We start from the raw sequence: 15,736 nt of genomic DNA, 5'->3' as shown, positions 1-15,736 counted from the left end.
AATAAAGACGACACTAATGATGGAATTTCATATTTTTGTACACGCTGAATATAAAAATAGCATAGAACCATGAAAATTAAAGAATTTATTAAAATCTATAACATGAAACAGCTTAAACTATATGTTTGCTGTGGTTTGTTGGCTTTTAGTCTGATGTGCAAGGCACAAACAACTACGGGAGGCGATAACATTGACCTGTCTGGTCAGTGGAGATTGGCCTTAGACTATAACAATCAAGGATTGCAGAATGAATGGTATAAATACTATTCGCAATGGGATAGTATGTCGCTTCCAGGTACTACTGATGAGGCCAAAAAGGGGCGACCGGAGTCGAAGCGTAAGTATGCCTACCGTGGATATGCTTGGTATGAAAAAGAGGTGACTATTCCAGAAAATTGGAAAGGGAAACGTGTGGTGTTCTCAATTGAGCGCGCTAAGGGGTCAATGGTCTGGTTTGATGGACAATACATCGGCTGTGACTCCACTTATATCTGTGAACAGAAATTTTTGCTGTCCAATGAGGCGGTTCCAGGTAAACATAAACTGACTGTGCGTATTTATAATGGAAATGATAAAAAATTATTGCCGCCTGTATCCATAGGCCATCAGTCCAACGATGGTACTGCCACCAATTGGAATGGTATGCTCGGTAAGATTCAACTCTGTGCTTATGAGGATATTTGGGTAGATCAAGTACAACTTTATCCCGATATTGACACGAAGACAGTGAAGGTGAAATGTGTCTTTGACGGTGTGACTGACAGACAGTGGGAAGGTACAGTTCGTTTATGCGCCAACCTCTGGAATGCAGGTAGTCAGAAACATACGATTCCAGAGAAAACTTTTCACGTTAAAGGGGTGTCGAACACTGATACGGTGCGTGAATTTATTTATCCCATGGGACAAGATGTGCACTTGTGGAGCGAATGGAATCCGGCACTCTATAAATTGACGATGAGTAGTGAGCTTAAGAGCGGTGAGGATGTGATGGCTGATCATCGTCAACTAAACTTCGGCATGCGTAAATTTGCCACAAATGGTAAACAGTTTACCATTAATGGGACTCCAACCTTTCTGCGTGGAAAACACGATGGACAAGTCTTTCCTCACCAAGGTTATGCTCCTATGAATGTAGATGAATGGGTTAAGATTCTACGATTACTTAAAGATTGGGGAATCAACCACATTCGTTGCCACACTTGGTGCCCACCGGAAGCTTGCTTCACTGCTTGCGACATTGTAGGTATCTATATGCTCCCTGAACTTCCTCATTGGGGCAGCGTAGGTCGTAAGGCGAAAGTCGTTCAGGGAGATGTGGAGCAGAAACTGGAAGTTTATGACAACACTACTACTTATTTAATAGGAGAGGGCAGAAGACTGCTTGATCAGTTTGGTAACCACGCCTCGTTCGTTATGTTCGAAATTGGCAATGAACTAGGTGGCGATCGGCAAGAGTTGCAAAAAATCATCACGGGTTTTCGTGCTCATGACCCTCGTAAACTTTATGCAGCAGGTAGTAACAATTTCCTGACCAGACCCCAACAGCAAGAGGGGGATGATTACTGGTCTAGCACACTCACAGGTGGAAAATATGGAGCGGGCGTATACACGGACTGTGAAGGCTATGAGGTCCGTGCTTCTTTCCCACAATCTAAGTTTGGTCATATGAACAACTATCTTCGGGGTACAGACTATGATTTCTCTGCTGGAAATTCACACTCTACAATTCCTGTGATTGGTCATGAAACGGGGCAATATCAGATGTATCCAGATACGTCAGAGATTCATCTTTATACGGGGGTAACCACCTTGAATAACTTTGTAGAGTATCAAAAGCGTTTGGATAAAGCGGGTTTGGGCGATTTGAGCCATAAATATTTTAAAGCTTCGGGTGCTTTGGCTGCTCTCTGCTATCGTGAGGAAATTGAGTCAGCTCTTCGAACCAAAGACTATGGTGGTTTTCAATTACTCGATTTACAGGACTTCCCGGGCCAAGGTTGTGCTTTGGTGGGTGTACTGAATGCCTATTTCAAACCCAAGGGCGTGATTTCTCAAAAGGAATGGCATCAGTTCTGTTCCGAAGTAGTACCTCTTTTGCGTTATCCTGAATTTACGCTTACGAACAACGACACATTTGAGGGACGTGTGCAAGTAGCTAACTATAGTGCAAAATCTTTGTCTAAGCCTGTGAATTGGTCTATTAAGGATGGACAAGGAAACCTGATTGATAAAGGTTCATTCGGGTTGAAAGATATTCCTCAAGGTAATGTCTTTGACATCGCTACCCTTCGTTATTCCTTGGATGGGATTAATCACGCACAGAAGTTGAATATCACGATTAGTATTGAGGGTACTGAGTATGAGAATACTTATTCTATTTGGGTTTATCCGGCTGATGCAAAAATTAAGGAAGGTAAAGTACAGGTCTTCACTTCGTTCAACCCAAAAGCACAAGAAGCTTTGAAGAAAGGTAAGAAGGTTTTGATTTTGCCTACTCCTGAGGTGCTTCCTACCAGTGTAGATGGGGCTTTTCAGAGTGATTTTTGGAACTATAATATGTTCAAGAAATATGGGAATGTGGGTACCATGGGAATCTTGACTGATGATGAACATCCTGTATTTGCAGACTTCCCTACAGAATATCACAGCAATTGGCAGTGGTTCCGTCTGTTGCGTAACGGTCGTCCTATCGACATGGCTTCATTGCCTCGTGAGTATCGCCCTATGGTGCAAGTTATCGACAACTTTGTGCTCAACCGTAAGCTCGGTGTACTTTTTGAAGCTCAAGTGGGTAAAGGTAAACTGATGGTCTGTAGCATGGCACTTCAAGATAATATGAAGTATCCTGAAGGTAAGCAGATGTATAGGAGTATCCTGAATTATATGAACTCTAAACAGTTTAATCCTAAACAGATATTGTCTGTAGAACAAATCAAATCAATCATTCACTAACAATTGTAATATAATGAAGAAAAATTTCGTATTGATTACGTTGTTGCTGAGTTTGGCACTTCACTTGGCAGCCAGACCAGCTACACGACAAAAAATTGACTTTAATTTCGATTGGAACTTTTCACTGACTGATAGTCAGAAATATATTCTTACCCCTTTTGATAAAAGTCATTCAGAGTCTGTACAATTACCTCATGATTGGAATGTGAAGCAGGACTTCGATTCCAAATGGGGTGGAGCCACTGCCTATCTCCCAGAAGGCATTGGCTGGTATCAAAAAGAGTTTATACTTCCTGCTAGTACCAGTGGACGGCAAGTGAGCATCGTGTTTGATGGTATCTTCATGCAGAGCGATGTTTATATCAATGGTCATCATTTAGGTCATCGCCCATATGGTTTCTGTAGCATAGTTTACGACCTTACTCCTTATCTGAAAGCACCTGGCGAACTTAACTTCATGGCTGTTCGTGTCAATACTACAGGTGGACGTCCGCGTTGGTATGCGGGCGCTGGAATCTATCGTCATGCTTGGTTGGATGTGACTGAGGATGTGCATGTTGATACTTATGGTACCTACATCACAACCCCTCAGGTGAGCGCTGAGGCAGCGCAAGTGGCTGTGGTAACTACTGTGAAGAATAGCAGCCCTAAAAAACAGTACGTTACCCTTTTGCAAAAAGTCAAAGATGCTACAGGTAAGGTCTTGGCTAAAAGTAAATCTCAAAGAGTGGTGGTAGAAGCAGGTAAAGCTTTTGATGTGAAACAACTCCTTGATTTGGTTCAACCTAAACTTTGGACTCCGGAGTCGCCGACATTATACACACTAGAAACTTCGGTTAAGGCTGGTGGAAGCACTACTGATGTCTATACTAGCACTTTCGGCATACGTGCCATCGCATTCGATCCCAACCGTGGCTTTTTGCTCAATGGGAAGCAAGTCAAACTGAAAGGTATGTGTTTGCATCATGATGCCGGTGCCATGGGTGTAGCTGTCCCTTTACGTTCATATGAACGTCGATTGGAAATATTGAAAGAGTATGGTGTCAACGCTCTGCGTATGAGTCATAACCAACCCTCTACTGAGTTTTTAGACCTCTGTGATCGCATGGGCTTTTTGGTCATAGATGAGGCTTTTGACAAATGGAAGAGCGGTGATAATTACTATACTCGTCATTTCGATGAATGGTGGCAGAAGGATTTGGGCAACATGATATTACGTGACCGTAACCATCCCTGTATTATTCTTTGGAGCATAGGTAATGAGGTGGGGGAAGCCTGGAGAGAGGGTGAAGAGTATGTGAAGCGTGCTGCCATGCTGCAAGATTTCGTACATCGGCTAGAACCCAGTAGGAAGGTTACCCTTGCTGCCCAAAATAATCACAAGGAAGCATTTGCAGGGGTGACTGATGTCATAGGATATAACTATCTTGAAGTACGGGCTATCAGCGATCACAAGAAATTTCCTAATCGTTGTTTCCTTATTTCGGAGGAGCTTCCTTACTATCGCGGTGCCGAGGGCAATTTGCGAAGCTATACGCCGCTCAATCCATGGAGTCTGATTGCTGAAAACGACTTCTTTGCCGGTGGCTTTATCTGGCCTGGCGTGGACTATTTGGGTGAAGCAGGTTGGCCTAGTAAGGGCTGGCCTAACGGCTTGTTCGATGTATGTATGTACGAAAAACCTCGTGCGGCCTACCATCGTGCAATGTGGAACAAAACACCGATGGTGCGCATTGCGGTGAAGGATCCCTTTGCCGACATCGATCATGGTCGCGATCTGTGGCAGTGGCCGGCTATTGTTGATCACTGGAACTATCCCAATAAATTCAATGGTCTTGTGATTGAGGTACTTACCACCACCAACTGTGAGGAGGTAGAACTGTATCGCAACGGCAAGTTGATGGGGCGTGAGCGTACGGCTGATTATACCAACAATACCATTGTATGGAACATCCCCTACACGCCCGGAAAGCTCGAAGCGAAGGGCTTTAACAAAGGCAAGGAGGTAGCTTATTGGAAGATTGAAACCGCAGGTAAGCTTGCTACTTTAAAGTTGAAGGCGGATCGTCAGACCATTAAAGCGGATGGTCAAGATTTGAGTCATATAGATCTGACATTAATAGATGATAAAGGAGTGAAAGTGCAGACTGATAATCGAATGATTACTGTGAAGGTGAGTGGTGAGGGACGTTTGGTTGCTTTGGATAGCGGTGATCTGCGTTTAAATAAATTTTATACCAACCAGATAAAATCTTACTTTGGACATGCTCTGCTTACTGTACAATCTACACGTAAACCTGGTGTAATCCATGCGGAAATTCAAGTAGAGGGTATTGACAAACCATTTGAGGTGGTGATTAGAACTCGCTAATAAATAGAAAAATATATCGCATTAATAGATTTAACAAATATGAAAAATCAACTTTTAAAAAGTGTTTTGACGTTAAGCGCTTTTATGGTTACTATGTCGGTGAGTGCTCAACGGCCGATTATTCAGACCAAATTTACGGCTGACCCTGCACCAATGGTACATAATGATACTGTTTTTCTATATACTACGCATGATGAGGATTACGCACCTGAGGGTTATGCAGGCTTCCGTATGAAGGAATGGCTGCTTTACACCAGCACTGACATGGTGAATTGGACTGATCATGGTAAAGTAGCCAACTTGCATAATTTCACTTGGGCGGCCAAGGAAATTTCCGGTTGGGGTGGCTTTGATAATGGAGCATGGGCTCCACAATGTATTGAGCGAAATGGAAAGTTTTATTTATATTGTCCTCTTCAAGGTCGTGGCATAGGTGTGTTAGTGGGGGATTCTCCTTATGGTCCTTTTAAGGATCCTATTGGGAAGCCGCTTATTAGTGGAAAATATGATAGCATTGATCCTACAGTCTTTATTGATGATGACGGGCAAGCTTATTTGTATTGGGGAAATCCAAATATGTGGTATGCTAAACTTAATGAGGATATGATTAGCTTGAAGGGAGAAATTACGAAAGATACGAATCTCACTAAAGAAAATAGAGGTAATGTGCACTTTCAAGAAGGCCCTTGGATTTATAAAAGAGGTAAACAGTATTATATGGCTTATGCTTCTACTTGCTGTCCTGAGGGGATTGGCTATGCTATGGGTGATACGCCTACTGGACCATGGGTGTTTAAAGGTTATCTCATGAAACCCGATGGCCGCTCTTCGGGCAATCATCCAGGAATTATTGATTATCATGGTAAAACTTATCTCTTTGGATTTAATTATCAATTAAACTATGCCATAACCAATAAGCATCATGAACGTCGTTCGGTTTGTGTGGCCGAAATAGCTTTTAATGCTGATGGTACAATTAATGAGGAACCTTGGTGGATGGAAAACCAAAATCCTTCACCTATCAGAACATTCAATCCATTAAGAAGGGTGGAAGCTGAGACTATGGCTTGGTCGGAAGGCATTAAGACATGTTCTCATGATGATGGAATCTCTATTGTTGCTACTAAAAACGGGGCTTTCATCCAAGTAGCTAATGTGAACTTTGGTAGTAAGGGGGCTTCGGCTTTCAGAGCTTTGGTTGGCGGAGAAAAATCAAAGAATATTTCATTAGAGATTCGATTGGATGATCTTAATGGTAAGTTAGTGAGAAAAATACAGATTCCTCAAAAAACTAAAAGCGGAAAGTATCGTACTATCAAGGCTAATATACCACGCGTCACGGGTGTTCATGATTTATATTTTGTGTTTAATAATATAAAGGGTGAAGATAATTATGCTTACATAGATTATTGGGAGTTTAAATAATTCAATTCTTCTCGTTGCGTCCTCTGCCGTGAAATACTGGCAGGGGGCGCTTGTTTTTTATAATCAATCTGTTTCTGTAGGATTGTTTTCTTTCATATAGGCAGTGGGATACATACCATAGAGCTCTTTGAATGACTTGGAGAAGTAGTTGGGGTCTGAGAAACCGGTGAGGTCGCTCACTTCTGCGATGGAGTGCTTCTTTTCGGCCAGTAAACGTGCGGCAGCCTGCAAACGGATGTTGCGGATAAAGCGACTGGAGGTTTGGTTGGTGAGCTCTTTCAACTTACGATTGAGGTGCACAGTGCTGATGCCTATTTCATCGGCAATCTGCTTCACGGAAATCTCGGTGTTACTCAAATTGTCGTTTACTACTTTTATGATGCGTTCCATTAACTTCTCATCTGGACTTTGTAGGGTAGGGCTTTCGACTTTGTTTCCTATTTCTTGTGTACCGCTAAAACTGTTTTTTAAAGCCAATCTGTTCTGTATGAGGCTTAATATTGTACTACGCAGTATATTGAGGCTAAAAGGTTTGGTTATGTAGGCATCTGCTCCCACTGCAAGTCCTGTGATATTATCTGTTTCACGGGTTTTGGCCGTGAGTAGTATAATGGGAATATGATTGAATTGCAAATGCTGTTTGATATGCTTGCAAAGGCTTATGCCATCCATTTCGGGCATCATGATGTCACTTACTACTAGATTGAATGACTGCTTGTGGAGCAGTTCGATAGCTTCTTTGCCATTGCCGCATGAGGTGAGGTGGAAATCTTCAGCCAATTCACGACAAAGGTATTCATTAATCTCTTCGTCATCTTCCACAATTAATACGTGGTATTTGGTTTTGCTTTTTATGCGTACTACTTCTTTTGCTTCGTTGCTGTAGCAGGTTTCTGATGTAGAGGCGAGACGTTCGTTCGTTTGGTCGCTTATGACCTCGCTTTCAACGTTTTCAGGCCTCTTTTCTGTGATCATATCTTCTTCAGCCAAATGTGATGATTCTAAGGGAAGTGTGATAGTGAAGTGGCATCCCGGTTGGTGCTCTCCATTGTTGTCGGCTTGAATAGTACCATGATGCAACTCGACTAATGAGCGAGTAAGGTTTAGACCGATACCCGTGCCGATGGCTGCTCCATTGCTATCTTGTTTGGATTGGAAGAATCGGTCGAAAATCTTTTCTTTGTCTGCTTCAATCAGTCCTTTACCCGTGTCGCGAACCACGATTTGGGCCGATTGAGTGGTTTGTGTCAACTCAATAACGACCTCACCACCTTCGGGTGTGAATTTAAATGCATTGGATAATAAATTGAAGATAATCTTATCGAAATTGGATGGGTCAATCCATAGCTTTAATTGCTCGATATCAGAATGGACAAAACGTAATTTGATGTTCTTTCGCGTAAATAGTTGAATGAAGTTCTCACAAACATCTTCGATAAAAGATACCATTTCGGTCTGCTTAAATAGCAAGTGCATTTGTCCTTTCTCAATCTTACGTACATCTAATAGTTGATTCACCAGGTTGAGTATACGATGTGCATTCCTGTACATCAGACTATAGTTCCGTTTGCGCAATGAAGTATCTTCATCATTCTCTATGAGCTTTTGCAATGGACTGATTATGAGCGACATGGGCGTTCGTATTTCATGGCTGATGTTGATGAGAAATTGCAATTTGGCTTCCTTCTCTTTTTCTTCTTGGATATAACGCTTGATTTCAAGCTTGGATTGATAACGTTTGTATCCCAACCAAAGTATGATGCCAACTACGATGAATCCGATAAGTATATAAATTGTCCAAGCCCACCAAGAACGCCACCAAGGGGGAAGTACTATGATGCTGAAATTCAGTTCATTGGACTCCACATCGTAATATTGGGCGCGGATACGCAAATGATAGCGTTGGGCGGGTAGATTGTTGAAAGAAATCTTGTAGACTCCTTTCATCATACTGATCCAGCGGTTACCGTTCAAACTATACTGATAAGTGATGTGCTTGCGTGGAATGGCAAAGTCGAGGGCTGTGAGTTCGAAAGTGAAGTTATTCTCCTTGTGCTTGATGCGATAGTCATGACTGGATATAGACTGGTTGTAGATATAGAAGTTGCTAAGTGCAATGTTAAAATCCTTGCGGCTGTGCATGATATTGTCGGGATTGAAGTAGGTGATACCATTGATCCCTCCAAACCAAAGCTGTTTTTGTTGGTCAATGAGCGAAGAGTTGCGGCAGAACTCATTGCCTTGCAGACCGTCTGCTGCATAATAGTAGTCTGCCTTGAGGGTGAGTGTGTTAAGGCAGATGAGTCCTTGATTGGTTCCCATCCATAGTTGGTTGTTATTGTCTTCGCGAATGGAGTATATGATCATCCCATTGGGGGCATCGTTGATCGTGATGGTGTCAAGTTTTGTTTGACCTTGGGCACGACGGAACAGACCATCATTGGTTCCCATCCAAAGGTCGCCTTTGTGGTCGGTAGTCATAGCATTGACGATGCTTTGGAGGAAAATGACTGTGATCTTTTGGGTTAGTGCATGTACGGCATAGGCACCATTGTAAGTGCCGATGTAGAGGGTGTCGGTGGCGGAAGCATAATGTAAACAGTTAATCCAGACATTGGTTTGTTGGCTCACTAATGAATCGTGCTGTAGGTCACCGGTTTTTAAATTGTAACAGAATAGGCCTTTGCCGAGGGTGCCTATCCATAGTTTTTGATGGCGGTCTTCTGCAAAGTCATACACGTCTAGATAGTGTAGGTCTGGATATTGCGTTGATTGCAGGGGGTGGCATTGGCTGGTACGTGGGTCTATCCATCCCATGCCTTGTCCTAAGCTGCCATACCAAATTTGGTTGGTAGAGGAACGATAGAGCGAAGGAATGATGTTGGGTACATTGCTGTTATTACCTGGTACAAGGTGATTTACAGTGCGCCGTTTGTTGTTGAGCTGGTAAATGCCATCATTATCTGTACCTATCCAATAGTTTCCTTGTTCATCTTGGGCTAAAGCAGAGATAGCATTGTTTCCTATGAGATTCTTTTCGTAAGATTTGGAGCCTATGTAGTTGAACTTCTGTTCTTGTCTGGGCACCATCAGTACTCCTTTTTGGTAGATGCCTAACCATAGTGAACCATTCTTATCGCGAAATATGGCATGAATCTTCAGTTTCTCGGGGTTGAGAAAGGGGTATTCTAAAGAGATGCTGCTAATCTTCTGTGTACGGGTGTTGTAGCATTTCAATCCGAAACCATCGGTTCCGATGTAGATTTCTTCGTCATTGTTGGGGTATATGGTATAGATGGGGTGAGTGAAGTTTGGCGTGAGGCAAATGACTTGCTGGGCTTTGGTGTTGAAGGTATATAGTCCATGTTGTTGTGTTCCGAAGAATGCTGTGCCTTGACCGTTACAACAGAGGTTGGTGGAAACGATAGAACTGTTGTTTTCACAGAAATAGGTTTGAACATTATTTTTGTTTGTAGGATTGAAGTGATTGATGCCTTTGTATCGTTGAGTGAACCAGATGGTACCATCGCAGGCTGATCTCATACGTCCGATGCCTTTAATGTTTTCCAAGTTTTGATAGATGGTTTCGTATAGCTGGTCTCCTTCTATATGAAGTTGTACGATTTGATAACCTGAAGCTAATAGCTTTCCATCAGGCAATTCGACAATGGCTGTCACATTTTGGTCGAACGGCTTTCCTGTTTCTTTATTAATCGTTGTGGGGGTGAAGTTGTTGGTTTGGGGCAGGTACATCTGTACGCCTGCATGGGTGCCTACGAACAAGTGGCCTTGGCTATCGACAAATAGGGCGTTCACAAAATTATTACTTAATGAGTGGGCATCTCCTCGATGGTGGAAATAGCTGGTCATTTTGTTACCATCGAATTTGTTCAATCCATTTTCGGTGGCAATCCAAATCATGCCTTCGTGGTCTTGGCAGATTTGGGTAATCAGACTGCTGGACAATTCAGATTCGGTTGTATATAATCGAGCTAATTGTGCATAGAGGGTATTGTTGCAGAATCCTAAAAATAATACTATGAACAACAGAATATTTTTCTTCATAAAGAATATTATTTTTTCGTAAGGTTAATGCTGCAAAAATAAATATTAATGTTGATTCATGCAAGCCTTCTAAGGGTAAATGTCTGCTGTATCTATTCTTCATCCCCTTTTCTGTATTCTATTTTGAGTGTGATGTAATATAAGTACGGATAAATGAATCTTCTGTCGAAGAAGCTTTGTGAGGAATACTCTATTTTTGCTGAAAAAGAAATCATCATTGAAAAAAGAAAAAACCATGAATGGAACAATGAAAATTATTTTTAGTTTATGTTTTTGTGTGTTGGCTTCGTTCCAAGTGATTCGAGCTGGCAATGGGTATGATTTGTTACCCCAATATATAGTATTTAACTCGTCTGCATCTTCCTTGCCGTTGGTGAAAAACGGAGTAGCTTCACCTATTTATATAGATGAACAAGATTGGAGGGGCGTACAACATGCAGCATCGGATTTAATCGCAGATGTAAAACGGGTCTCGTCGGCTCAAGCGGAACTTATCCATTCAGTTGATGTGAATGGATTGCTCAATCAATCAAACGGACTTACAGGAACTCGCAAGGGTATCATTGTGGGTACCATCGGCAAGAGTCGCATCATTGACCAACTCATTGCCCAAAAGAAGCTGGATGTAAAAGACATCAAAGGCACATGGGAATCGTTTGTGACCACTACGATTGATGGCAATCTTGTAATTGCAGGTAGCGATAAGCGCGGTACCATCTATGGTATTTATGATCTTTGCGAGAAGATGGGCGTATCTCCCTGGTATTGGTGGGCAGATGTGCCGGTAGCACAACAAAAAGAAATATATGTGACTGAAGGTCGCTATGTGATGCCTTCTCCGAAAGTGAAATACCGTGGTATCTTTATCAATGATGAACATCCCTCATTTGCCAGCTGGGGACGCGAGAAGTTTGGCGGTGTCAATTCGAAGCTTTACGTACATATGTTTGAACTGCTGCTTAGACTGAAGGCAAATTATCTCTGGCCAGCCATGTGGGCTAATGCTTTCAATGAGGATGATCCCATGAACCCTGTGTTAGCAGATGAATATGGTATCGTGATGGGTACATCGCACCACGAGCCCATGATGCGCGCGCACAAAGAATATACCAAGCGTCGCAAAGAAGTAGGTCCATGGGACTATGCCAATAACCGGGAACGCATCGATCAATTCTTTCGCGAAGGTCTGGAACGAAACAAAAAATTTGAAAACATTGTCACCATTGGCATGCGTGGCGATGGTGATTCGCCCATGGGTAAAGGTGATGATGTGGAGAATGTGAGAGTGTTGGAAGAGGTCATCAAGGGGCAACGTGCCATTATCGAGGAGGTATACCAGACCAATCCGGCTGAGGTTCCTCAATTGTGGGCTATCTTCACAGAAGTACAGCGTTACTACGACGCAGGTTTCACAGTACCCGAAGATGTAACTCTTCTGTTCTGTGATAACAATTGGGGGCAGATTCGTCGGACGGGTCCGAAGGAGGAACTCAAACGTCCCGGTGGCATGGGGTTATACTATCACATTGATATGAATGGGGGACCCGCCAACGATCGATGGGTCAACACCACTACAGTGCCCAAACTGCGCGAACAGCTCAACTTGGCTTATCAATCAGGCATTGACCGTATTTGGATTATTAACGTGGGCGATCTCAAGCCTAAGGAATATCCCATTGATTTCATCATGCGCTATGCTTGGAATCCTGATGCGATAAAAGTGGGAGACGAGGCTTCTTATACGTTGGCTTGGGCAGAAAGTATCTTTGGTAAAAACTATGCAGCTGAGATTGCGGATATTGTAGCAACTTATTCCAACTATCACCTCACACGTAAGGCAGAAGTGCAAAATCCGCTGATATTTAGCCATGTAAACTTCAATGAGAGTGATCGTCAGTTGGCGCAATGGCACCGATTGGTGCGCAGAGCGGAGGTTTTGGAGTATAAACTCCCTGAAGAAGTGCGCGATGCCTATTATCAATTGGTTCTCTATCCGGCTAAAGCTGCGGCAGGTGTGGCAGAAATGTATATTGCAGCAGGTAAAAACAACTTGTATGCCAAACAGCAACGTCTGCAAGCTAATTATTGGTATGAACGTGCTTGTGTGCTTTTTGAACAAGATAGGAAGATGAGTGATTATTATAACCACTGTGTAGCCGACGGAAAATGGAAGTGTATGATGAGTGATAACCACATAGGTTACATCAGCTGGCCTATTCCCAAGAAGAATGAACTGCCTCCATTCCAGGTAGTGAAGCCTGCTTCACGGTCAAGTATGGGTGTAGCTTTGGAGGGAAGTGAACAAGCTTATCCCGCTGCCAATGTAGCTACGGCTTCCTTGCCTTTGTTCCAACCCATTGCAGGTAGTGACAGCTATTATATTGATGTCTTTAATCGTGGCAAAGGCGTTTTGGAGGGCAAGGTAGAGGCTGTGCCTTCTGAGTCGTGGATTAAAGTGAATACAGAGAAGTCTGTGGAGGGAATAGACGAAATACGACTGCGGGTGACGATAGACTGGAAGCAACTGCCTGTTGGTCGTCATCAGGGTTGTGTCAATATTCGTCATTCTTCTGCTGTGGTGGATGTGATGGTTGATGCACTCAATTTCCAAATACCTGATCATAGTCAGAAGTTGTATGGCGGTAGTGGCGAGTTTTCTATGATGGCTGTTGGTTATAGCCGCATCCATGCTGGCAAGTATGCCCAATGGGTGGAAGCTCCAGGGCTTGGACGTGAACAGAGTTGCATGCTCATCAATAATGTGCTGGCTCCAAGTGCCACATTGAAGAAAGGCTGTTTGCAGAAGATAGATCAACTTCCTTCTATGGAGTATGACTTCTTTCTGCCCGAACCAACCGACTTTAAACTAGCCTTGGGTATTCTGCCCACACAAGACATTAATCCCGCTCGTGGTTTGCGAATGGCTGTATCTATTGATGGTGGTGAACCGGTGATTATAGACATGCGTAAGAACATGAATAATATTTTCAAGGAATATACCCCTGAGAGTTTAAGTCGTTCCAAAAACCTCAAACCACTACCCGAAGTGGACCGTAAGTTTGTACTAGCCGGATATGGCAAGCCACGTCGTTCTGACATTCTCGATGGTTTACGTTGGGTGGATCAGCAAATGGATAGATTGGAGGCTGGAGTTCACACCCTCAAGATCATTATGATAGACCCCGAGTTAGTGCTCGAAAAAATTGTGGTTAATCCCGATAATGCTCACTATAGCTATATGGGGAAACCCAGTGTAGAATTATAAACTTTACCTCAAAAACATATCTTATGAAGAAAATATTTATAATGCTTGGTTTGGTCTGCGCAACCTTTCTGAATGGTTGGGCGCAGCTCAATCCACTTGACTTGGAATTTCATCGTTTGGCTTCGCGCCGTTTTATCTTCTCTAATAATATTCCGCTGTCAGAGTTTGTTCCTGCAGAAATCGTGGCTTTCGAATCTATGCATCCTGCTTTTCTTCCTTCTACCAAGGGTATGGATGAAGCTGAATGTGATAAAAATTTCAAGCCTGTTATCAATAAGGGACAGTTGGTGCTCTCTAATCAGTGTGGACAAACACCTGTTTCTTTCTATGTAGGTTCGGTCAATCCGTTTGCTACTTATGAGGTCGACATCAATCAACTAACGTTGAAGGGAGACAAAGGTATTAAGGCTGACAGTGTGGAAGTGGGTTTTGAGTTGGCTCGTTTGGGTTTGCAAGATCGTGTACAGCTTGTGGCTCATCGTTCTACTCAAAAGGAGGGCGTGTATTTACGCATCTATGAAGATGGTAAGTTGGTTCGTCAGGAATGCTATACGGATGATTTGCCAGATGGTCCCTTCAAACTTCGCGCCCAACTCTATGGACATTCGTGGGGCGCTTTTATTGAAGAAAATGGACATACGGATTATATCGGTTATGTATCTGTGAAGAATAACTTCAGTAAGACGATTGATTTTCGTCGTAAGACGGATGCTGCACAAGCTACTTTTAACGTTATCTCCAATTTAAAAGGGTGTTCGGCAGTTGGTGGTGCTCGTTCTTATCTTTCATCTGGTATCGGTCAGGCAGATATCCGTTTGATTTCAAATGAAGACCTTAGCCCTTATATGGACGATAACCGCTTGTGGTTCACTTTTTCATGTCGTGGTATAGATATTTTCCAGTCTGCACAAGGGGTATTGAGTGTGGATCCTTCGGTATTTGATGTTCGTTTTGAAGGTATGATTATGTACGATCATGGTGATGGCTTGCTGCGAAATGACTATGCGTCGCACTTGTTCTATAATCGTCAAACGCAAGAATGGTGTGCCTATGCCTGCGATTTTGGTGGCACCTATAATCGCGATGGACGTTCAGGTACAGGATTAGTGATAGGCACTTCTAAACGTGATCCGCGTCGTGGATTCTCGGTGATGAAAGCCCGCAAGGTGGAGCCTACACATGTGAAACATCACAATGAGGATCCTTGTATCTTCTATGATACCGATGTGAAGAAATGGCGTTTACTCACTAGTGTGTTTAAAAATGGTATTGTATCAGGTACTTTTGAAAGCGATTCTTGGAATGGCATATTTACCCCCGTTGCAGATCCTATTAAGATGAACTCTACAGGTACCTCTATGCAACGCATAGATGGCAAAGTTTATGTTTTCATGGGTGGATTGGGCGAATTGCGTTGTCATTCCTATCCAGACCTTAAGTTGAAAGGTGAATTGAATTTGGATTTACAACCCCATTGGCCGAAACCCGCGCAACGTGTATGGGCCAGTTTGGTTCCTTTGCCAGAGGGATATCCCTATAAATATGTATTGCTGACCATGGACCGTCCCAATTTCCCCGGTACCCCGAAACCTAACTGGAGTTACGGAGCACTTTACTTCTATGGTGCAAACCCTAAATAATTGAAATAATTATATTTT

Annotated in this window: 6 protein-coding genes; 5 read left to right on the top strand and 1 reads right to left on the bottom strand. The window is 42.9% G+C overall.

The genetic code is table 11. The features are described 5' to 3' along the window. The first annotated feature begins 69 nt into the window (after positions 1–69). From BSCG_RS04620 to BSCG_RS04630, 3 genes are read left to right on the top strand one after another with little or no spacing between them, the layout of a single operon-like run. Positions 70–2,952, top strand: a complete 2,883-nt coding sequence (locus tag BSCG_RS04620) for a glycoside hydrolase family 2 (RefSeq protein WP_007767679.1) — start codon at positions 70–72, stop codon at positions 2,950–2,952. Positions 2,953–2,965: 13 nt separating this feature from the next. Beyond that, positions 2,966–5,323, top strand: coding sequence for a glycoside hydrolase family 2 TIM barrel-domain containing protein (locus BSCG_RS04625; protein WP_032849742.1), 2,358 nt, complete (start codon positions 2,966–2,968; stop codon positions 5,321–5,323). Between the two features lie 39 nt (positions 5,324–5,362). Then, positions 5,363–6,748: a glycoside hydrolase family 43 protein gene (locus BSCG_RS04630; protein ID WP_004297811.1), complete on the top strand. Its 1,386-nt coding sequence runs from the start codon at positions 5,363–5,365 to the stop codon at positions 6,746–6,748. A 63-nt stretch (positions 6,749–6,811) separates the two neighbouring features. Here the strand turns inward: BSCG_RS04630 and BSCG_RS04635 are convergent, their stop codons facing one another. After that, positions 6,812–10,813, bottom strand: coding sequence for a two-component regulator propeller domain-containing protein (locus BSCG_RS04635; protein ID WP_008777121.1), 4,002 nt, complete (start codon positions 10,811–10,813; stop codon positions 6,812–6,814). Between the two features lie 217 nt (positions 10,814–11,030). Between BSCG_RS04635 and BSCG_RS04640 the strand changes: the two genes are divergently transcribed. Then, the gene (locus tag BSCG_RS04640; protein ID WP_241762164.1) at positions 11,031–14,078 is read left to right on the top strand and encodes a glycosyl hydrolase 115 family protein; all 3,048 of its coding nucleotides are present in this window, start codon (positions 11,031–11,033) and stop codon (positions 14,076–14,078) included. Between the two features lie 23 nt (positions 14,079–14,101). Next, positions 14,102–15,718, top strand: coding sequence for a hypothetical protein (locus BSCG_RS04645; protein ID WP_008777118.1), 1,617 nt, complete (start codon positions 14,102–14,104; stop codon positions 15,716–15,718). The last annotated feature ends 18 nt before the right edge of the window (positions 15,719–15,736 follow it).

Source organism: Bacteroides sp. 2_2_4, from assembly GCF_000157055.1.
GTDB lineage: Bacteria > Bacteroidota > Bacteroidia > Bacteroidales > Bacteroidaceae > Bacteroides > Bacteroides ovatus.
This window is presented reverse-complemented; position numbering and strand designations above follow the sequence as displayed.